25 protein-coding genes are annotated in these 20,623 nt (G+C 32.8%); 16 read left to right on the top strand and 9 right to left on the bottom strand.

The window, feature by feature from the left end; all coding sequences use genetic code 11:
• Window positions 1-212 precede the first annotated feature (212 nt).
• The 4 genes from SJY34_RS05225 to SJY34_RS05210 all read left to right on the top strand — a co-directional run bounded on the left by SJY34_RS05225 (window position 213) and on the right by SJY34_RS05210 (window position 2,426).
• Complete coding sequence (locus tag SJY34_RS05225) at window positions 213-722, top strand: RNA polymerase sigma factor (RefSeq protein ID WP_400079619.1); 510 nt, start codon at window positions 213-215, stop codon at window positions 720-722.
• Window positions 709-1,200: a hypothetical protein gene (locus SJY34_RS05220; RefSeq protein ID WP_400079616.1), complete on the top strand. Its 492-nt coding sequence runs from the start codon at window positions 709-711 to the stop codon at window positions 1,198-1,200. Before SJY34_RS05225 ends, SJY34_RS05220 begins: the two co-directional genes overlap by 14 nt.
• Before the next feature lie 12 nt (window positions 1,201-1,212).
• On the top strand, window positions 1,213-1,785 hold the full coding sequence (locus tag SJY34_RS05215) for a DUF4252 domain-containing protein (protein WP_400079613.1): 573 nt from the start codon (window positions 1,213-1,215) through the stop codon (window positions 1,783-1,785).
• A 95-nt stretch (window positions 1,786-1,880) separates the two neighbouring features.
• Entirely contained in the window at window positions 1,881-2,426 is a 546-nt protein-coding gene (locus SJY34_RS05210; protein WP_400079610.1) for a DUF4252 domain-containing protein, read from the top strand.
• Between the two features lie 36 nt (window positions 2,427-2,462).
• Here SJY34_RS05210 and SJY34_RS05205 read toward each other — a convergent pair whose 3' ends face one another.
• From SJY34_RS05205 to SJY34_RS05195, 3 genes are all read right to left on the bottom strand, one after another.
• Window positions 2,463-2,690, bottom strand: coding sequence for a hypothetical protein (locus SJY34_RS05205; RefSeq protein ID WP_400079607.1), 228 nt, complete (start codon window positions 2,688-2,690; stop codon window positions 2,463-2,465).
• An 11-nt stretch (window positions 2,691-2,701) separates the two neighbouring features.
• A complete protein-coding gene (purB, locus tag SJY34_RS05200; RefSeq protein WP_400079605.1) occupies window positions 2,702-4,045 on the bottom strand; it encodes an adenylosuccinate lyase in 1,344 nt (447 codons plus the stop codon).
• Window positions 4,046-4,211: 166 nt separating this feature from the next.
• Window positions 4,212-4,775, bottom strand: coding sequence for an adenylosuccinate lyase (locus SJY34_RS05195; RefSeq protein ID WP_400079602.1), 564 nt, complete (start codon window positions 4,773-4,775; stop codon window positions 4,212-4,214).
• 191 nt (window positions 4,776-4,966) lie between these two features.
• Here SJY34_RS05195 and SJY34_RS05190 point away from each other — a divergent pair, with 191 nt between their 5' ends.
• From SJY34_RS05190 to SJY34_RS05180, 3 genes are all read left to right on the top strand, one after another.
• Window positions 4,967-5,374, top strand: coding sequence for a hypothetical protein (locus SJY34_RS05190; protein WP_400079600.1), 408 nt, complete (start codon window positions 4,967-4,969; stop codon window positions 5,372-5,374).
• The gene (locus tag SJY34_RS05185) at window positions 5,371-6,060 is read left to right on the top strand and encodes a hypothetical protein (RefSeq protein ID WP_400079597.1); all 690 of its coding nucleotides are present in this window, start codon (window positions 5,371-5,373) and stop codon (window positions 6,058-6,060) included. Before SJY34_RS05190 ends, SJY34_RS05185 begins: the two co-directional genes overlap by 4 nt.
• Window positions 6,061-6,126: 66 nt before the next feature.
• Entirely contained in the window at window positions 6,127-7,389 is a 1,263-nt protein-coding gene (locus tag SJY34_RS05180) for a glycosyltransferase (RefSeq protein WP_400079595.1), read from the top strand.
• Window positions 7,390-7,535: 146 nt separating this feature from the next.
• On the opposite strand, the gene SJY34_RS05175 is transcribed toward SJY34_RS05180, so the two are convergent.
• Window positions 7,536-8,705: an FAD-dependent monooxygenase gene (locus tag SJY34_RS05175; RefSeq protein WP_400079592.1), complete on the bottom strand. Its 1,170-nt coding sequence runs from the start codon at window positions 8,703-8,705 to the stop codon at window positions 7,536-7,538.
• Window positions 8,706-8,903: 198 nt separating this feature from the next.
• Here SJY34_RS05175 and SJY34_RS05170 point away from each other — a divergent pair, with 198 nt between their 5' ends.
• A complete protein-coding gene (locus SJY34_RS05170; protein WP_400079589.1) occupies window positions 8,904-9,350 on the top strand; it encodes a hypothetical protein in 447 nt (148 codons plus the stop codon).
• Window positions 9,350-9,550 (top strand): helix-turn-helix transcriptional regulator, encoded by a 201-nt coding sequence (locus SJY34_RS05165; protein ID WP_400079587.1) that lies wholly within the window; start codon window positions 9,350-9,352, stop codon window positions 9,548-9,550. Before SJY34_RS05170 ends, SJY34_RS05165 begins: the two co-directional genes overlap by 1 nt.
• A gap of 23 nt (window positions 9,551-9,573) precedes the next feature.
• Here SJY34_RS05165 and SJY34_RS05160 read toward each other — a convergent pair whose 3' ends face one another.
• Window positions 9,574-10,251 (bottom strand): SIR2 family NAD-dependent protein deacylase, encoded by a 678-nt coding sequence (locus SJY34_RS05160; protein ID WP_400079584.1) that lies wholly within the window; start codon window positions 10,249-10,251, stop codon window positions 9,574-9,576.
• Between the two features lie 112 nt (window positions 10,252-10,363).
• Here SJY34_RS05160 and SJY34_RS05155 point away from each other — a divergent pair, with 112 nt between their 5' ends.
• From SJY34_RS05155 to SJY34_RS05135, 5 genes are all read left to right on the top strand, one after another.
• The gene (locus SJY34_RS05155; protein ID WP_400079582.1) at window positions 10,364-11,020 is read left to right on the top strand and encodes a TrmH family RNA methyltransferase; all 657 of its coding nucleotides are present in this window, start codon (window positions 10,364-10,366) and stop codon (window positions 11,018-11,020) included.
• Window positions 11,021-11,058: 38 nt separating this feature from the next.
• Complete coding sequence (locus SJY34_RS05150) at window positions 11,059-11,478, top strand: VOC family protein (protein ID WP_400079579.1); 420 nt, start codon at window positions 11,059-11,061, stop codon at window positions 11,476-11,478.
• 16 nt (window positions 11,479-11,494) lie between these two features.
• A complete protein-coding gene (locus SJY34_RS05145; RefSeq protein WP_400079576.1) occupies window positions 11,495-11,857 on the top strand; it encodes a VOC family protein in 363 nt (120 codons plus the stop codon).
• Between the two features lie 26 nt (window positions 11,858-11,883).
• Window positions 11,884-12,279, top strand: a complete 396-nt coding sequence (locus SJY34_RS05140; RefSeq protein WP_400079574.1) for a helix-turn-helix domain-containing protein — start codon at window positions 11,884-11,886, stop codon at window positions 12,277-12,279.
• A 121-nt stretch (window positions 12,280-12,400) separates the two neighbouring features.
• A complete protein-coding gene (locus SJY34_RS05135) occupies window positions 12,401-12,796 on the top strand; it encodes a VOC family protein (RefSeq protein ID WP_400079571.1) in 396 nt (131 codons plus the stop codon).
• Window positions 12,797-12,857: 61 nt separating this feature from the next.
• On the opposite strand, the gene SJY34_RS05130 is transcribed toward SJY34_RS05135, so the two are convergent.
• Window positions 12,858-13,667, bottom strand: a complete 810-nt coding sequence (locus SJY34_RS05130; RefSeq protein ID WP_400079568.1) for a carboxypeptidase-like regulatory domain-containing protein — start codon at window positions 13,665-13,667, stop codon at window positions 12,858-12,860.
• A 250-nt stretch (window positions 13,668-13,917) separates the two neighbouring features.
• Between SJY34_RS05130 and SJY34_RS05125 the strand changes: the two genes are divergently transcribed.
• Window positions 13,918-16,305 (top strand): T9SS type B sorting domain-containing protein, encoded by a 2,388-nt coding sequence (locus tag SJY34_RS05125; protein ID WP_400079565.1) that lies wholly within the window; start codon window positions 13,918-13,920, stop codon window positions 16,303-16,305.
• Between the two features lie 507 nt (window positions 16,306-16,812).
• Here SJY34_RS05125 and SJY34_RS05120 read toward each other — a convergent pair.
• From SJY34_RS05120 to SJY34_RS05110, 3 genes are read right to left on the bottom strand one after another with little or no spacing between them, the layout of a single operon-like run.
• Window positions 16,813-17,412 carry an outer membrane beta-barrel protein gene (locus SJY34_RS05120; RefSeq protein ID WP_400079562.1) on the bottom strand — a complete coding sequence of 200 codons (600 nt, stop codon included), beginning with the start codon at window positions 17,410-17,412 and terminating at the stop codon, window positions 16,813-16,815.
• Between the two features lie 54 nt (window positions 17,413-17,466).
• On the bottom strand, window positions 17,467-18,420 hold the full coding sequence (locus tag SJY34_RS05115) for a transketolase family protein (RefSeq protein ID WP_400079559.1): 954 nt from the start codon (window positions 18,418-18,420) through the stop codon (window positions 17,467-17,469).
• Between the two features lie 28 nt (window positions 18,421-18,448).
• Entirely contained in the window at window positions 18,449-19,294 is an 846-nt protein-coding gene (locus tag SJY34_RS05110; protein WP_400079556.1) for a transketolase, read from the bottom strand.
• A 167-nt stretch (window positions 19,295-19,461) separates the two neighbouring features.
• Here SJY34_RS05110 and tgt point away from each other — a divergent pair, with 167 nt between their 5' ends.
• Window positions 19,462-20,592, top strand: a complete 1,131-nt coding sequence (tgt, locus tag SJY34_RS05105; protein WP_400079554.1) for a tRNA guanosine(34) transglycosylase Tgt — start codon at window positions 19,462-19,464, stop codon at window positions 20,590-20,592.
• The last annotated feature ends 31 nt before the right edge of the window (window positions 20,593-20,623 follow it).

The following is a 20,623-nucleotide window of genomic DNA, read 5'->3' as shown; positions in this document are numbered from 1 at the left end:
CCGAGAATAAAGGCTTTTGTGCCGTAATGAGATCAGTTTTTGGTTGCATAGCATGAGTTACGGAAGCAAAAAATGATGAGTTTATGGTACAAAATGCGAATTCGTAGGTAAAAGAAAAGGAATAAATAACTTCAACTTGTAACAAATTGTAAAGTGTATCGTCGTAATAATGAAGGCGACTAAATACCGACTTTACCAATCAACCAAAAGTAATGAAGCAGGCAGATTTTGTAAGCTTAGTAATGCCATTTAAGGATAAAGTATTTCGTTTAGCCAAACGATTACTGGTTTCTCGTGAAGAAGCAGAAGATGCCACGCAAGAGATACTATTGAAATTATGGAAGAACAAGCAGAAAATAGGTGAATACAAAAATGTAGAAGCCTTTTCTATGACAATGACAAAGAATTTTTGCTTAGATCGCTTAAAATCGAAACAAGCTCAAAACTTAAAAATTGTTCACAGTAATTATACGGATGGTAATTCGTCATTACAAAAACAAGTTGAAGCTAAAGATAGCATGGACTGGGTTTCTAAAATAATGGAAGATTTACCAGAACAACAAAAAATAATAGTGCAATTAAGAGATATAGAAGAATACGATTTTGCTGAGATTGCTAAAATGTTAGACATGAATGAAACGGCTATAAGAGTTTCTTTATCTAGAGCACGAAAAACAATAAGAGAAAAATTAACTAATACACATCAATATGGTATTAAATAATATAGAAAAATTAATAGAGAAGTATAACAATGCTGAGACAACGTTACAGGAAGAGGCCCAATTAAAAGCTTATTTCTCAAGCGATGATGTAGCGCCACATTTAGAGCATTACAAGCCACTGTTTCAATACTTTTCTGTATCAAAACAAGAGCAGTATACCAAAGACGTTCCATTAAACACTAAAAAAACTAGATTATATCAGTGGATTTCTGTCGCAGCTATTGCAGTTCTTATGCTTGGGTTTTTAATTCCTTCAATAGGGAATGGACCAAAAACTTTAGATCAATATACGGTTGAAGAACAACAAATGTATCTTGAAACTAAAGAAGCACTGGCAATGCTTTCTAGTAATTTTAACGATGGAGTTTCAAGTATAAATACTTTGAGTTTGGCTTCAGAAAATTTTAATATTGGACTTGAAAAAGCCAGCCACGTTAAAGAATTAAGTAAAACAACAAACAAATTATTAAAGAATTAAAAACAAGAAATTATGAAAAAAATTATAGTAATTGTAGCAGTAATGCTAATGTCAGTAACAGGATTCAGTCAGAGTGTATTTGATAAGTTTGAAGACCTTGATGGAGTAACTTCAGTTATTTTGAATCAGAAAATGTTTAAAATGTTAGCTACTATGGGAATGGATATAGATGATCCAGAAGCTAAAGAGTATGTAGAAATGGCTAAAAATATAACTGGCTTTAAAGTATTTACAACTGGAGATGAAAAAATATCAACAGATATGAATTCTACAGTAACGAAATATTTAAAATCATCAGATCTAGAAGAATTAATGAGAATTAAAGATGGTGACCAAACAGTTAAATTCTATGTGAAAGAAGGAAAAGACGAAAATCATGTTAAAGAATTACTGATGTTTATTACTGGTCTTAAGGAAATGACTAAGGGTCAAAACATTGAAATTAATGGTGAAAAGCGCGAGTTTGAAACTGTGATTATGTCTTTAACAGGAGATATTGATTTAAGACAGATTTCAAAATTAACAAACCAGATGAATATTCCTGGTGGTGAGCAGTTAAAGAAAGCAGGAGAAAGTAAAAACTAATAATTATGACACGAGCATGCTAAGAGTTTTATCATTTAAAAGAATGGTTAATAGCGAACTGCATGTGACTATCAAAACACAATAAGAAAAAACACATGATACAATCAATCAAAAAATCAATGGTAGTGTTGTTTTTGGTTGCAGCTTTTACAAGTTGTAACCAAGGACCAACATTGCAGACCTACTTTGTAGACAATGAACTAAAGTCAGGATTTATATCTGGTGATATACCTGCTAGCTTTATCAACGTTGAAGACGTTGAACTAACAGATGAGCAAAAAGAAGCTTATGAATCTGTTGATAAACTTAATGTTTTGGCCTATAAAATAGGTGGTGATAATAAGGAGGAGTATAAAACTGAGTTGGAGAAGGTGAAAGTTATTTTGAAAGATTCAAAATATCAAGAATTAATGAGAGGTGGTAATAGTAAAGATGGAAAATTTTCAGTAAAATTTATAGGTGAAGTAGAAAGTATAGATGAACTTATAATTTTTGGAAACGCTAAGGATAAAGGCTTTTTAGTTGCTAGAGTTCTTGGAGATGATATGAATGCTGGTAAATTAATGTCTTTACAATCTGTTTTAAAAGACATGGATTTTGATGATACTAATCTAAACGGTCTAACAGATTTCTTTAAATAAAACGTATTTAAATAAAACTGACAAATTATTTAAATGTTAATGAGAATCGTCTTGAAGTGTATCTTCAGGGCGATTTTTTTTGCTTTCATTTCGTAAAGCAAAACTTAAAGCTAAAATGAATAAACTTCCAAAACCTAAGAATAGTAATGCTTTTACAATAAAGTAATCAAGGATTTCAAACAAACCAGAAACAAACAGACCAAGTACTAGAATAGTAGCAAGGGTCAATGCAATAGAATCTTTGGTTATTGGAATAAATTTCACAGATTCAAATACTAAATACCTGTATAATTGCTAGGAGTAATCGCTTTTAATTCTGATTTTATAGCATCAGAAACCTCTAAAGTATCAATAAAGTTAGAAATAGAACTTTGTGTTATAGCTTCATTAGTTCTTGTTAAGCCTTTTAGAGCTTCATAAGGGTTTGGATAACTTTCACGTCTTAATATCGTCTGAATGGCTTCAGCTACCACAGCCCAATTATTTTCTAGGTCTTGCGCAAATTTAGATTCATTCAATAACAATTTGCCTAAACCTTTTAATGTCGATTTAAATGCAATGAGTGTATGTCCAAAAGGAACACCAACATTCCTCAACACTGTACTGTCAGTTAAATCACGCTGCAGCCTTGAGATTGGTAACTTTGCAGATAGATGCTCAAAAATAGCATTGGCTATGCCTAAATTACCTTCGCTATTTTCAAAATCTATTGGGTTCACTTTATGTGGCATTGCAGAACTACCCACTTCACCTTTCTTTATTTTTTGTTTAAAATAATCCATGGATACATACGTCCATATATCTCTATCTAAATCTATGATTATAGTATTGATGCGCTTTAAACCATCAAATAAAGCTGCTGCATGGTCGTAATGTTCTATTTGAGTGGTTGGGAACGAATGTTGCAACCCTAATTTCTCTTGTACAAATTGAGTTCCAAAAGCTTTCCAATCAATATTAGGATAAGCCACTTTATGCGCATTAAAATTTCCTGTGGCACCACCAAATTTAGCAGCACTTGGTACATCATTCAATAAATTGAATTGTTCCTTCAATCGCACTACAAATACCTCTATCTCTTTTCCTAAACGAGTAGGAGAGGCTGGTTGTCCATGTGTTCTGGCTAACATAGGAATGTCTGCCCAATCCTCGGCTAAACTTTCAATTTTTTCTAAAAGTGAAAAATATTCTGGTACATAAACATCGTTCATAGCATCCTTAATACTCAAGGGAATTGCTGTATTGTTAATGTCTTGAGACGTTAAACCGAAATGGATGAATTCTTTATAACCTGATAAGCCTAAAGCGTCGAACTTTTCTTTAATGAAGTATTCAACGGCTTTTACATCGTGATTGGTAACTTTTTCAATCTCTTTTATAGCTGAAGCATCAACAGCTGTAAAATTCTTATAAATGGCTCTTAAATCCTCAAAAACCGAGCTAGAAACAGGCTTTAATTGAGGTAATGGTAATTCGCACAATGCAATAAAATATTCTATTTCTACTAAAACACGATATTTAATCAATGCTTCTTCAGAAAAATAATTACCCAAAGCGTTTACTTTAGATCTATATCTGCCATCTATTGGTGAAATTGCGTTAAGTGCTGAAAGTGCCATTTGTTTTTTTGAATTTTGAAGCCTCAAAGATAGGAAAGATAGTTTTAAGTATGTTAGTGTAAAGTGAAAAGTATGTTAGTATAACGTTTATAGTATCAGTCTTCAGTTTGTGGTCTTCTACAAAGCTTATTTTACGACAGACGCAATACTAGCCACTTTGGACTAGTTACTGTCTTATCTTCTTCAAAATATGTCGTGCTCTAGCTTTAAAACCTGAGCTTTGCATCTGAAAATCGCGTTCTAAAATAATAGCTAGTTCTGGGTGAATCCAATCATACTCTGTGCCTAGTAAATATAAGCTATTCATACTGTATGCTTTGGGAGCAATTTTTTCATCATTGATCATCCAATCAAAACAGACTTCAATAATTTTTTCTTTATGTATTTCTGATAGATGAGATTTTATGGCGTTATTCTCCTTAGAATAATTCGCTTTAATTAAGTATTCACAAACCTTAGCTACTGGTCTAACACCAGGATCTAAATGAACTTTTGATACATTTTGAGTAAACACATCGAGATGTGGTATAATTGTTTCAAGTTTTTCGCCACACATAAACTCAAATACCCAAGCTGCTCTGCAAGAAATCTTATCATCTACTTCAAAGAGAATTTCTAAGAGTGGTGTAATTAATTCTGGATTGTCAATAACCAAGTTCGCATATTGCAATCGTTTTTCGCGCGAATGATTTACATAGTTTAGTTCTAAATAGAGTTGATCTTTTGTCAAAATTGAATTTGCTTTTTTATGATCGAGATAATTGAGCTTATGTACTAAAATATCAAAATTACTAATTGAAAATTTAAGCTTTGTTAGACTTGCTAAAATTTATTTAGAATTTATCTAAATAATTTTTATTTCCAAGGTTTCGTATGTAATTTTACAGCTTCATATTAATCTAAAAAGATACGATAAATCATTTGAGTTTAAAGAAAGTTATTTTATCTGCTTTTGTGCTTATGATGGTAGGTACAATATTAGAATTGTATCTTCTACATCATTATGAAAGTATATTACAACTCATTCCGATACTATGTATCGGCTCAATTATATTAATTGCTGTTCTTTTGGTTTTTTTAAGAACGAGATTAGTTAAGGGTATATTTAAATTGATTCTATTAATAACAGCACTTAGCGGTGCCTATGGATTTTATTTACACCTAATAGCCAACTATGAGTTTGAGTTAGAAATTAGGCCGACGGCAAATGGTTGGGATTTATTTTTAGAGAGTCTATCTGGCGCATTACCAACGTTAGCACCATTTAGTATGATAGTTTTAGCATTAATTGGTTATTCATATTTAATACTTATAAATAAAAAACAATGAAAAATATAACAAAGTTCTTAGCAGTATGCGTTTTAATAAGCACAAGCTTTACATCTTGTAAAAATTCAGAAGAAGAAAAAAAGGAAACAAGTACTACGGTTGAAACCACAGAAACAGAAGAAAAAACAGAGGTAAAAGCTGAAGTCAATACAGTTTTAAATGCTAATCTAGCTACTGAAGAAGATTTAAAAGGGTTAGGACTTTCGTCAGAGATTGTGGGTCAGATTTTAGAACAAAGACCGTTTCTTGGTATGAAAGATTTAGATGCCTTGCTAGAAGGAGAGAATAAAGAAACACTTTATAAAAAAATGTTCGTTCCTTTTAATTTGAATACTACCGCTGAAGCTGATTTTAAAATGATTCCCGGTGTTGGTGATAAAATGGCACATGAGTTTGAAGAGTATAGACCTTACATAAGTGTAAAACAGTTTAAGAGAGAAATAGGGAAGTATGTAGATGAAAGTGAAGTACAACGTTATTTAAATTACGTATTTGTTCCTGTTGAATTAAATACGGCTTCAGAAGACGATATTAAAGCCTTACCAGGCGTTGGTAAAAAAATGACTCATGAATTTGAAGAATACAGACCGTATGCAAATTTGGCACAATTTAGAAAAGAGATTGGAAAATATGTAGATGATAAAGAGCTTAAGCGCTTGGAACGTTTTGTTTATTTAAAAGAATAAGTCGAATAAAAATGTGTCTTCCATTTTGTCATAGAGGAAATAGTAATTTTCAGTTAAAAGGTTGTTATGTCTCATAACAACCTTTTAGTTATTGGTTTTGTATGGCCAGAACCTAAAAGTTCTGCTGCTGGCAGTAGAATGCTTCAGTTGATAGAACAATTTCAAAATCAAGGTTATGAGGTGCTATTTGCTTCTGCAGCAAATCCTTCAGATAATACATTTGATTTAAACAGTATTTCTGTTGAAACCAAGTCAATCCTTTTAAACGATTCTTCTTTTGATGTTTTTATTTCTGAATTGAACCCAGATGTTGTGCTCTTTGATCGTTTTATGACTGAAGAACAATATGGTTGGCGCGTTGCAGAGCAATGTCCTAAGGCTTTACGAATATTAGATACAGAAGATTTCCATGGGTTGCGAAAGGCTAGGGAATTGGCTTTAAAGGATAATGTAGACGTTTCTGTAAAACATTTATACAACGATATTACCAAACGCGAAATTGCCAGTATCTATCGTTGCGATTTAAGTTTAATAATTTCTGAAGCTGAAATAGAAATTCTAACCAACCAGTTTAAAATCGATAAAAGTTTACTCTTTTATTTACCATTTTTATTAGAACCAATCCCGATGGCTATCGGGACTACAGCTGAAATAAAACAACTACCAAATTTTGAAGCACGACAGCATTTCATCACTATCGGCAATTTTTTACACGCACCTAATTATGATGCGGTTTTATATTTAAAACAAACTATTTGGCCATTAATTAGAAAACAATTGCTCCCGATAGCTATCGGTACAGAATTACATATTTACGGAGCTTATGAATCCCAAAAAGTAACACAGTTAAACAATAAAAAAGAAGGGTTTTTAATAAAAGGTTTTGCAGAAGATGTTCATACAGTGATGCAACAGGCTAAGGTTTGCTTAGCGCCTTTACGTTTTGGAGCAGGACTAAAAGGTAAACTTGTAGATGCTATGCAAAATGGAACACCTTGTGTTATGTCTAGTATTGCAGCGGAAGGTATGTTTGGAGAACTTGAACATAATGGTTTTATAGAAGACAATTCTAATGAATTTGTTTTGAATGCAGTAGAGCTTTATAACAATTCTGAAACTTGGAAAAGAAAACAAGAGTTTGGTTTTAAAGTTTTAAATGAACGTTTCAATAAAACAGATTTTGAATCTGGTTTTTTAAATAGAATAAAAGAGCTTTCAAATGGCTTAAAGACACATCGTCAAAATAACTTTGTTGGACAATTATTAATGCACCAAACACTTCAGAGTACTAAGTATATGAGTAAGTGGATTGCTGAGAAAAATAAGTGATTTTTCAATTTCGTTAACGTCCACTGTGTATGGCGCAGTGAGGGGAGCCTCACGTAGAGTCATTGTTGCTCCTCATTCGCTATACATGCTGTTGTGTGTAGTTTCGTGAGGATTTTCGTAAGTAGGCTCGTACTAAGCAATTAATTTTATACGTTGTTGGCAACAGTTTTATCTATTGTATATAAATCTATCATTTGTTTTTTCATAAACTTTTGTGGGGTATATTTAAAAACAAAATTTCTAATAATTTCAAGAGGTCTATTGGTAATGGCAATTTTTGATGTCGTTCTTGATTGTTTAACTAATTTTTCAACTTTACTTTTTCTTGAAGTATAGAATTTATCAAATGCTTTCTCAAAATCTGTAGATTTTTTTATAACGTTTGCTAAATAATAAGCATCTTCTATTGATTGTGCACCTCCTTGACCTAAATCTGGTGTCATACTATGAGCAGCATCTCCAATTAAACATATATTTTTGTCATACCACGTATTCAGTAGATTTAAATCTGATAAATCTCCTCTAATAATTTTCGTTTCTGAGGTGTTATTAATTAAATCATTAACGAGAGGATGAAATTCAGAAAACATTTCAGACAGTTTTGATTTTAGAACTTCTCTGTTATCCTCTAAGTTTGGTTCACTTAATTTTACAGCGAACCAATACGTTTTTCCTTGTTCTAATTTAGATACTCCAAATTGAAGTTTTTTACCCCAAAGTGTAAACCCTGTAGAGGCTAATTGACTATCAATTTCAAAATCTGCAACACCTCTCCAGCAGGTTTGTCCTGAGTATCTTAATGTGCTTTTAGGAAATAATTGCTTTCTTACATTTGAGTTTATTCCGTCTGCTCCAATAATCGATTCTGTATTAACACTAGAGCTATCTTGAAAATTAATTTTGTATGAATCATCAGAATTTAGAGAATAGCTAACAAAGGATTTATCTAGAATAATATTTTCTTTCGTTAAATAAGAATAAAGAATTTTTTGCAGTTTCCCCCTATGGATTGCCATAGTAGTATATCCAAATTTTTCCTTTATAAATTCTTGGCTAGAATCCGATATTGGTTTGAGTTTGTGGTCAGCAACTAAAATTCTATTAAACGTATTTCCAGAATTCTGTATATCCTCTAATATTTTAGGATTAATCCATTCAATAACTTGAAGCGCATTTGGTGATAGCCAAATTCCAGCTCCAACTTCTCTTAATATTTCTGCTCTTTCGTAAAGTTTGTATTCTATACCTAATTTCTCAAAACACAAAGCTGTTACTAGTCCTCCAATTCCACCTCCAATTATTGATGTTTTATTCATTTTTGAGTTTTTCCTTAATTGTTGGCAACTTAGTGATATGAGGCCGTTTCAATGCCTTATATCAGACGTTAACGAAGTTAGTAGAAAATATTTACAAAGTCAAGTTTCAATAAAATCATTTGGTAAATTCAAAAATGTAAAGTATATTTGTCATATAGTAAAAATAATTTTACTTAATATAAAATATACTTGTCAATTATGAATAAAAAAAGTTTTGTTGATTGTGAACGTCATCGCATACAGAAAATATTAGATTTTAGACTACCAACGTCATTTAAGTGGTTAGGAGTGGTCTTGTTGGTTTTAGCATTTGTACTGTTCTTTGTAAGAAAACAATTCCCAGAATATGCAGAAATGATTAGAAGTATAGGTAGAACCATCTTTATTATTGGTTTATTATGCATTTCTTTGGCAAGAGATAAAGAAGAAGATGAAATGACAATAGCCTTAAGAGCGCAGTCTTATGCTATAGCGTTTATTGTTGGTGTTGTATATGCTATTGTTATGCCTTATATAGAATTCGGTGTTTCTAATCTTGTACATAATGGAGGTGAGGCTTATAAGCAGCTTGGTGATTTTCAGTTGTTAAGTTTTATGTTCTTAATTCAGATAGCGTTTTATCAGACCTTAAAACGTTATAGATAATGGAGAATACTATAAAAGTAGAACGTGCCATATTAAACTTAACTCAAGACGATTTAGCAAAAAAAATAGGTGTCTCTAGGCAAACTATAAATTCTATTGAAGCTAATCGCTATGTGCCATCAACGGTTTTAGCATTAAAGCTATCGGATGTGTTTGGTAAGTCTGTAAATGAGTTTTTTAAATTGAGCGCAGATGATTAGTTTAGTTATAATTTTAGTGCAATTTATTTTAAGAGCTCTATTAGGTCTTTAACACCTTCAGTAGCAGATTTTGAAATAACAGTGACACTAGTAGTATTAACACTAGCTGGTTTAGGATCTATATAAAAAATAGGAGTATCTGGTTGTACATAATCCATTAAACTTGCAGCAGGATAGACTTGCATACTTGTGCCTATAATGACAAGAATATCTGCGGCATAGCAGATTTTAACTGCAGTTTCAATCTCAGGAACATCTTCACCAAACCAAACAATATGTGGTCGTAATTGATAGCCTTTTTCGCATAAATCACCAAGATTAATGTCTTCTGTCCATACTTTAATATCGTTATAATTTCCTGTGCTTCGTATTTTTCGTAATTCGCCATGAAGGTGCAAAACGTCTGTGCTTCCTGCACGTTCATGTAAATCATCTACATTTTGGGTAATAACTGTGACTTTAAAATCTTGCTCAAGATAAGCTATATCTTTGTGTGCCTCATTAGGCTTCACGTCTTTGAGCTGTCTCCGTCTTTGGTTGTAAAAATCTAAAACCAATTCAGGGTTTTGTCTAAAACCTTCGGGTGAAGCCACTTTCATAACGTCGTGCCCTTCCCATAAACCATCATGGTCTCTAAACGTTTTTACTCCGCTTTCTGCGCTCATACCAGCACCTGTTAATACGACGATGTGTTTTTTCATGTACTAAAAATAATCAAATTTCCGTCATTCAGAAGGAACTTTGTGACTGAAGAATCTATTTTGTATTGAGATTCTTCGCTTCGCTCTAGATGACATTCCGTATTTTTGAGTCATGCCAGATTTAAAACTTTTAGAATATTTACAAACTTACCTCACGGATAATCGCAGAGAACGGTTTCAAAACGTATTGGCTCAACGCACCAAACATTTTACGGTTGCAACAGAAGACGTATATCAGCTGCACAACACAAGTGCTGTGATACGATCTTGCGATGTATTTGGTATACAAGAAGTCAATATTGTTGAAGAAGTTAATTCAAAGCGTATTGATAGAGAAATAGCTATGGGAGCACAGAAGTGGGTAGACTTAAATCGATACCACACAACTAAAGGCTGCATTGAAGACTTAAAACAAAACGGTTACCAAATTGTAGCTACAAGTCCGCACGCACAAGACTCTGATTTAATAGATTTTGATATTACTAAGAAGTCATGCTTTTTCTTTGGAAGAGAAACAGAAGGCTTATCACAGCAAGTAATAGATAATGCAGATTGTTTTTTAAAAATACCAATGGTTGGGTTTACCGAAAGTTTAAATATTTCTGTGTCTGCAGCAATTATACTTCAGCATGTCACAGCGCAATTACGAAAATCTACTATTAAATGGCAACTTACTGAAGAAGAGCGAAATGAAAAGTTGTTAGACTGGATTAAGAAGACAATAAAAAGCTATGATGAAATAGTAGAGCGCTTTTACGATACTCCATAATTTTGTAACTTACTTGTCTAACTTAAAAATCAATAGATATGAAATGTGATGTCTACCTTTCTTTTGATGGTAATTGCGAGGAAGCAATGAATTTCTATAAAGCTATTTTTGATGGTGAATTTCAGATGGTGATGCGTTACAAAGATGGACCACCTGAGTACTGTAAACCTGAAATTGAAAATAAAATAATGCATACCACCATTACTTTTGATAATGGTTGTGAGTTAAAAGCATCTGATGATTTTAATATGCCTTTAAACAAAGGAAACAACTTTCATGTAAGTATCTCAGCCGATGATGAAGCACAAGGATATGCCATATTTTCTGGTTTAATGGAAGGAGGTAAAGTAACAATGCCTTTTGAAGCGGTGTTTTGGGGCGGAAAATTTGGAAGTGTTATAGATAAATTTGGTATTCAATGGATGGTGAGTGCTCCTGGTAATGAAACTGTTTCATAAAAAAAATATTTAGATTATGATAGGTTGGTTCGAAATTCCTGTAAATGATATGGAACGCGCTAAGAAGTTCTACGAAACTGTTTTTAAAATAAACATTAGAGATGTAGATTTTGGTGGACTAAAAATGGGATGGTTCCCTGATAATAATGGAGCTTATGGAGCCACAGGCACTTTAATAAAGCAAGAGTCTTATATTCCTAGTAAAGAAGGAACAATTGTTTATTTTATGTCAGATGATGTTCAAATTGAACTCAGCAGAGTAGAAGCGGCTGGCGGAAAAATCTACCAAGAGAAGACCAAAATATCAGAAGACCATGGTTGTATGGGAGTGTTTATAGATTCTGAAGGGAATAGAGTAGCTCTGCATTCTAAGGCTTAATTGGTAGTAATTTAGAAATCTGAATAATGACGATTTACGAGAAAAAACTTAATAGAATTCGAAGTATTGTTTATTCAAATGAAGGACAAATTAATACTGTAATTGGTATTAAAAACTACATTGAAAATAATTATAATGACAATTTAGATTTGGATGTATTGTCTCATATGCAATTTGTTTCAAAGTATCACTTACTGCGCTTGTTCAAAAAATATTATGGACAAACTCCAAGACAATACTTAATAGACAAACGAATTGAGAAATCTAAGGTACATCTGATAAATGGAATGTCGGTAACTGAAACCTGTTTTGCTATTGGATTTGAAAGCTTAGGTTCTTTTAGTACTTTATTTAAAACAAAAACAGGAAAATCCCCTTCAGAATTTCAAAAAGAGCAACTTTCGAGAAGCATAATAAATTAAGAATTCCGAATTTTGATTAAAAATTAAACAAAGATGGAATGCCATTGTCAGTTTTGAATCATGCGACGTGATTGTTATCGGACATCATATGTGACCAATGAAAAATAATAAATAGTAGCAAATGAAAGTAACATTAATTAGTATTCCCGTTCGAGATCAAGAAAAAGCTCTGAAGTTTTATACAGAAAAACTGGGTTTCATAAAGAAGAAAGACCTTCCGTTAGGAGGCGGAAATCGATGGTTAACCTTAGTTTCAGCAGAATGGCAGGATGGACCAGAACTATTATTAGAACCAGCTCCGAATCATTTTGAACCGTCTAAAGTTTACCAAGATGCGTTGATGGAAGCAGGATATCCATACACTCAATTCGATGTTCAAAATGTTGATACAGAATATGAACGTTTGACTAAGCTAGATGTAGAATTTAGTATGAAACCAACAGAAATGGGCACTGTAAAAGTGGCTGTTTTTAATGATACTTGTGGAAATAATATTCAACTAGTGCAGGAGCTATAAACTTTAAAGGTCTATCTTAAATAGAATGTTATTCAGGTATTGAGACACTAACTCGGTGTAATTAAGCTTTTCCTTTTTTCTTTTTGTTTTTACGCTCCTTACTCTTTTTAATTACTTTATATTCTTCGTAACATTCGCTTATAGCATCTAATATTTGAAGATCATTAGCCGTGTTTATAAAGTCTTTTGAATAGTTGCATTGGTTGACGATTTCGTCCAAATCAAACTTTGTAACTTGTAGTAAGACTAAAAGCATTTCCCTATCAAAACGTGTGGCTAATTGATTTCTAATCTCATCATCCTCCTTCATTTTCTTAAGCTTGTGCATCTCGTTCGGCTTTTTACCAAACATATTATATAAGAAATCTGCAGGATTAAAAATAGCACCAAGTACTTTGGTCGCAATGTTCCTCTTACCACCCTCATAGCCTGTGCCATACAAACCAGAAATTCTGTATTGGTTGTTAGATCGAATAGGAACTTGCTTCATATCTACCTCTAAATAACCTGTTAGTTCTAGTGACTTTACGGTTACTTCTTCTAATGCTAAAGCCAATTCGGTCATCACAATTTCTGTATTACCAAATTTTAGCCAGTCATTTGTCACTCTAACTTTTATAGATTTATAACCAATATAAGACAAGTGTAAAGTGTCATTAGCTTTTGCTGAGATTTCAAACACACCATTGTCATCAGTTGCTACGCCTTTTACTTGATTGATATTTACAATATTTACCTCACCCAAAGGAGCATCAGTAGAAGAGCTAATTATAGTCCCTTTAACTTTAGCGGGTGTTTTTGTTGCAGTACTGTCTTGACCAAAGCCATTAACTGTAGTTAGACATAAAAATAGAATGAGTAAGTTGCGCATGCAGTTCTGTTACGATGTAAAGGTAATAAACAAAAAGCATTTTGAGATAAACCTGTTGCAATTTGACAGAATATTAACAAGATTTTTAGGCTTAAATTGCAATACTAATACCATATTTTTTGTAGTAAACACTACAAAATAATTGTATTTTAGTAGAACTGAAGAAAAATTGTAAATGAGAAATGAGGTATTACTTATTTTTAAGTTCTATTCATAGTCATAAAGAGTTGCTATCTATTAAAAAAATATTTTGAAAAGAATTGCATTTTTACTTACTGTAGTAGCACTTTGTCATGCGAAAATAATGGCTCAAGGCGAAGCTACATATTGGTACTTTGGAGTTAATGCTGGTCTTGATTTTAGTACAGGAGAACCATTGCTAGATTTAAATGGAGAACTTGTCACTAATGAAGGCTGTGGCACTATATCTGATGCAAACGGTCAATTACTTTTTTATACAGATGGTATTTCTATATGGGATAGAAATCATAACCAAATGTCCAATGGTTTTGGGCTTTTGGGAGATCCATCAAGTACTCAGTCGGGTATAATTATACCTCAACCAGGATCATCAACTATATATTTTGTTTTTACAGTAGATAGTTCTGCAGGTGATGATGGTTTTAGGTATTCAATTGTAGATATGAGTCTTAATAATGGTAATGGTGATGTTACTACAGCTAAAAATATAGAGCTTATGACACCTACCGCCGAAAAAATTTCTGCTGTTCAACACGCTAACGGAACAGATTTTTGGATTTTAGCTCACGAATGGGGAAATAATAACTTTTTAGCATATCAAATTACACCTTCTGGTATTAATGAAAATCCAGTTGTCTCTTCGGTCGGAACAGTTCATGGAGATTTAAACCCTGGAGTGCTTAATCCAAATATCGCAAATACAATTGGTTATTTAAAGATATCTCCAAATGGTAAACGTTTAGCAAGTGCCAAGTTTGGTGGTGAAAATAGCAATATCGAAATCTTTGATTTTAATGATAATACTGGTATAGTATCGAATCCTATTTTAATTGGTGATTACTTTAACGAAGTTTCATCTACTTCTGGAGCTTATGGTGTAGAGTTTTCACCTGATGGCAAGCTATTATATGTAACAGATAAAGATTTTAATTTTAACACCAATACACCTAGTTCCATATTACATCAATTTGATATTACACATACAAATGCCCAAGACATAATTAATTCTGATACTATTTTGTATCAGGGTAATAATGTACTAGGTGCATTACAGCTCGCTATTGATGGTAAAATTTATGTTAGTAATTCAGAGAAAACAGCAATAGATGTTATAGAAAATCCCAATACTTTAGGCTTAGGTTCAAATTATCAAATAGGAGCTGTAGATCTTGGTGGAAGGATTGCGAAATTGGGACTACCTCCATTCGTACAATCCCTTTTTAATGCTACATTTAATACAAATAATACGTGCTTAGGAAGTGAAACTATATTTGAACTATTTTCAGAGGTCGACGTAAGTTCTGCTTTTTGGGATTTTGATGATGGAACAACATCGAATCTTTTAAGTCCAACACATATCTACACGAATCCAGGGTCATATAGAGTAACGGTAGACGCAACTATTGTAGGGCAATCTGTAACGCTATCAGAGGAGATTATAATTTATGAAATACCAGTGGCTAATACTCCCATAGATTATATAAGTTGTGAAGATGTTGACAATGATGGTTTGACTTTATTTGATTTGAACACAAAGATTGATGAAATCATTGGTAATCAGAGTAGTGAAGATTTTTCTGTATTATTCTTTGATTCTGAAAGCGATGCAATTAGTGGTATAAACCCACTAGATTTTAATTACAATGCGTCAAGTTCGCAGACCATATTTGCTCGTTTACAAAATAATTTCAATTCAAGTTGTTTCGATATAACTTCTTTTGACTTAAATATTTTAGAGAGACCAGATATTGTTGAAAATATTACACTTTATCTGTGTGAGAATCAACCCTTAGAACTGAACGCAGAAGAAGGTTTTGATGATTATAATTGGTCCACAGGGCAAACTTCAACATCTATTTTGGTAAACTCAACAGGAACATACTCGGTAGATGTTATTAGAAATTATAATACTGTACCAGAAATATCATGTTATACAACTAAGACATTTACCGTCATAGCGTCCAATACAGCAACTATTACTGATATTGAAGTTGAAGAATGGAGTACCATAAATAGCATTTCTGTTATTGCGGAAGGGCTTGGTGATTATGAATTTTCAATAGATGATTTTATATATCAAGACAGCAGCACTTTTTCTAATTTAACGCAAGGTGAATATATCGTATATGTAAGAGATAAGAATGGATGTGGTATCATATCCGAATCTGTTTTTGTACTTGGTTACCCTAAGTTTTTTACACCTAATAGTGATAGCCATAATCCTTATTGGAAAATAAAGTTTCCAAGTTCAGAAAGAGACTTTGAAATACTCATATATGATAGGTACGGAAAACAACTAGCATCATTGGATTCGGATTCTATAGGCTGGGACGGTACTTATAATGGCAAATTAATGCCAGCTTCGGACTATTGGTTTGTGCTAAAGCGTCCAAGTAAGAATAAAAGTTATTCAGGCCACTTTACACTAAAGCGTTAAAAAAAGGACCAGACGTAAGTTTCTCAAAAAGTTAGACACTATTCGAAGGGCATTAGACTTTAACTATCTGCCATTTTGGACTTGTGAAATAAATAATCAGTTATCAACTTTCTGAATTACCAAACTTTGGACAGGTGGATACTATCCTAAAAAAAGTAGTGCTAAAAATACCAAAACAAAGAAATTGCTAATTCATTCTGAGAACAGGGCGCAATTTAAGATGCCTATGGATTAAAAAATATTGAAACAAAATAATGAAAAGAGTGTTTCTACAGACAGGCTAACTGTCTTGATGGTGAGGTAATGAAGAGCTTCTTAATTATAATTAAATCGGATATTCAAGATTATCTTCAGTTTTACAAAAAGGAAAGAATAGATTGAACTTTAAATGAAATGAGCCCAATAAAATTTTGAGCTCATAATCCAAATTAAATCTTCTATTTAATCTTCCAACTTTTGCAGTTCAGTGAACGTTAGGGACTTTCTTCATTTAAAATTTTAGAATTTTTATAATGCAATAGATAAACTCAAAATAAGCTGATCTGGTCTAGTATCAATTCTACTAGTAACATTAGTTCCAATATTGTTATCAATAAAAGTAGCTTCATTATTATTGAATCCTCTTTCGTACCTCAAGTCAATTCCTATTTTTTTAAGATTAAGACCGATTCCAAAATTCAATCCCACTGAGAAATCATCTTCTACATTATCAATACTAATACCTTCAAATTCAGTATCTAAAATATATTGTAGTGATGGTCCGCCAAAAACACTAATTGGACCTAAAACTTTCATTCCAACTAAAAGAGGAGCATCAATTTTTTTGACATTGAAGTTATCACTGTCATAATCACTTTTGGTTGCTGTGTAGATGAGTTCTGGTCTAAAATAAAGCTTCTTGCCAATTTTTCCGAAGACTCCGATATGATAACCAATATTACGATCTGGATTTTTGGCATTATCGCCAATAGACTGAAAATAATCGCCATTAGCACTGTAGTTTAAACCACCTTTAATACCAAAAGCACTTCCTTCTTGTGCACTTAAACTAAAACTAATAAATGCTAAAATTGCAGCAAATAAAGCTGACTTTTTCAAATTTTTCATAATGTTCGTTTTTAAGATTAGGTATGTAATATCAAAAACGTTGCCAAAACGAACTTATTTTCTTTTTAATACTTTTTTTACTGCTTTTTGTATAGCAGCACTGTTTAATCCGTACTTATCCATCAGTTGAGCTGGTGTTCCCGATTCTCCAAAAGTATCATTGGTTGCTACAAACTCTTGTGGAGTAGGTCTGTGTTGTGCTAAGACTCTAGCAACACTTTCACCAAGACCACCTAGATAGTTATGTTCTTCTGCAGTTACAATACAACCTGTCTTAGAAACGGAATCTAAAATAGCTTTATCGTCTAGAGGTTTTATAGTATGAATATTAATAACTTCAGCAGAGATTCCTGCCTCGTTTAAGGCTTTTGAAGCTTCTAATGCTTCCCAAACTAAATGACCAGTTGCCACAATAGTAACATCTGTGCCTTCTGTAAATTGAATGGCTTTACCGATTTCAAACTTCTGATCAGCAGGAGTAAAAATTGGAACAGATGGACGTCCAAATCTTAAATATACTGGTCCGTCATGTTCTGCAATAGCAATAGTTGCAGCTTTTGTTTGGTTATAATCACAAGGGTTAATAACTACCATACCTGGTAGCATTTTCATTAAACCTATATCTTCTAATATTTGATGTGTTGCACCATCTTCACCTAAGGTTAAGCCAGCATGAGATGCACAGATTTTTACGTTTTTACCAGAATATGCAATAGATTGACGAATCTGATCATAAACTCTACCAGTAGAGAAATTTGCAAACGTACCCGTAAATGGAATTTTCCCTCCAATAGTTAAACCAGCAGCTATTCCCATCATATTTGCTTCAGCAATTCCTATTTGGAAGAAACGCTCAGGATTTTCATCTATAAACTGATTCATTTTTAAAGAACCAATTAAATCTGCACAGAGGGCAACGACATTAGGATTTGTACGTCCTAATTCCGCTAAACCAGCTCCAAAACCGCTTCTTGTATCTTTCTTTTCTGTGTATGTGTATGTTTTCATAAATCTAAATTCGTAATTCAAAAGTGGTTTAATAATCTCCTAAAGTTTCAGCATTCTGTTCTAACCCAATGGCTAATTGCTCATCATTTGGTGCTTTTCCATGCCATGCATGTGTATGCATCATAAAATCTACACCATTACCCATTACTGTATGTAATAACACACAAACAGGTTTCCCTTTCCCTGTTAAAGACTTAGCTTCAGCCATTCCATTAAGAATTGCTTCTATATTATTTCCTTTCTCAATATCTAAAACAGTCCAGCCAAAAGCTTCAAACTTTGCTTTAAGGCTTCCCATAGGTAAAACATCGTCTGTAGAACCATCAATTTGTTGGTGGTTTAAATCTATGGTAGAAATAAGATTATCTACTTTTTTCCCAGAGGCATACATAATAGCTTCCCAGTTTTGTCCTTCTTGTAATTCTCCATCACCATGAAGACTGTATACGATATGGTTATCGTTATTTAGTTTCTTAGCTTGTGCAGCACCAATAGCAACAGACATTCCTTGGCCTAGTGAACCTGATGCGATTCTTACACCAGGTAAACCTTCATGTGTTGTTGGATGCCCTTGTAAACGAGAATCTATTAATCTAAACGTGTTCAATTCTTCCACAGGAAAGTAACCAGATCTAGCCAAAACACTATAAAATACGGGTGAAATATGTCCGTTTGAAAGAAAGAATAAATCTTCGTCTTTTCCATCCATATCAAAGACTTCGTTTCGATCCATAATTTCTTTATATAATGAAACGAAAAATTCGGCACAACCTAAAGAACCTCCTGGATGACCAGAATTTACTTTATGTACCATGCGTAAAATATCTCTACGAACTTGTGTGGTTAAATCTTCTAACTGTTGAATATTTGGCATATTATATAGCTTAAATTATTGGCACAAAAATAGGTTTTTATAAAAGCCTTTCAAAGATTGATAGTTATCACTTATTAACGATTTTAGGGATTTGCTAACAATTTTTATTTTTAATTAAGAACGAATGTAATTGAGTTATTTATATTTGCCATCAGACATAATTTTCAATGGATTTTAAACGCTTAGCAACAGACAAAGAAACTAAAGCCAGAGCTGGAGTTATTACTACAGATCATGGTAAAATTGAGACTCCAATTTTTATGCCTGTCGGCACTGTAGCTTCTGTTAAAGGTGTGCATCAGAGAGAGTTAAAGAATGATATTAATCCAGATATAATTTTAGGAAATACATATCATTTGTATTTAAGACCTCAAACACCAATTTTAGAACAAGCTGGCGGCTTACATAAGTTTATGAATTGGGATCGGAATATTTTAACGGACTCTGGTGGTTATCAAGTTTATTCGTTGTCTGCTAATAGAAAAATTAAAGAAGAAGGAGTGAAATTTAAGTCGCACATTGATGGTAGTTACCATTTTTTTACTCCAGAAAACGTCATGGAAGTGCAGCGAAGCATTGGAGCAGATATTATTATGGCTTTTGATGAATGTACACCTTATCCATGCGATTATAATTATGCAAAACGTTCTATGCATATGACGCATCGTTGGTTAGAACGTTGTTTAACACATTTAAAAAAGACTCCTTTTAAATATGATTACGAACAAACCTTTTTTCCGATTGTTCAAGGGAGTACATATAAAGATTTGAGGCAACAATCTGCAGAATATATTGCCAATGCTGATGCAGAAGGTAATGCTATAGGTGGACTATCAGTTGGTGAGCCTGCCGAGGAAATGTATGCAATGACAGATGTGGTTTGCAGTATTTTACCAGAAGACAAGCCTAGATATCTTATGGGAGTAGGTACACCAATCAATATATTAGAAAATATCGCGTTAGGTGTGGATATGTTTGATTGCGTAATGCCAACAAGAAATGCTAGAAATGGCATGTTGTTTACGGCACATGGTACAATAAACATTAAGAATTTGAAATGGGCTAATGATTTTTCTCCTGTCGATGAAATGGGTATTACTTTTGTAGATACTGAATACAGCAAAGCCTATTTAAGACATTTGTTTACAGTAAATGAATTATTAGGAAAGCAGATTGCTACGATTCATAATCTTGGTTTCTACTTATGGTTAGTTAGAGAAGCGAGAAAACATATAATTGAAGGAGATTTTGGATCTTGGAAAGAAAAAATGGTGAAACAAATGGATAATAGACTATAGTAGGTGAAAATACTAGATTGGTACATATTAA

The organism is Winogradskyella sp. R77965 (assembly GCF_044594915.1).
Taxonomy (GTDB): Bacteria; Bacteroidota; Bacteroidia; order Flavobacteriales; family Flavobacteriaceae; genus Winogradskyella.
This window is presented reverse-complemented; position numbering and strand designations above follow the sequence as displayed.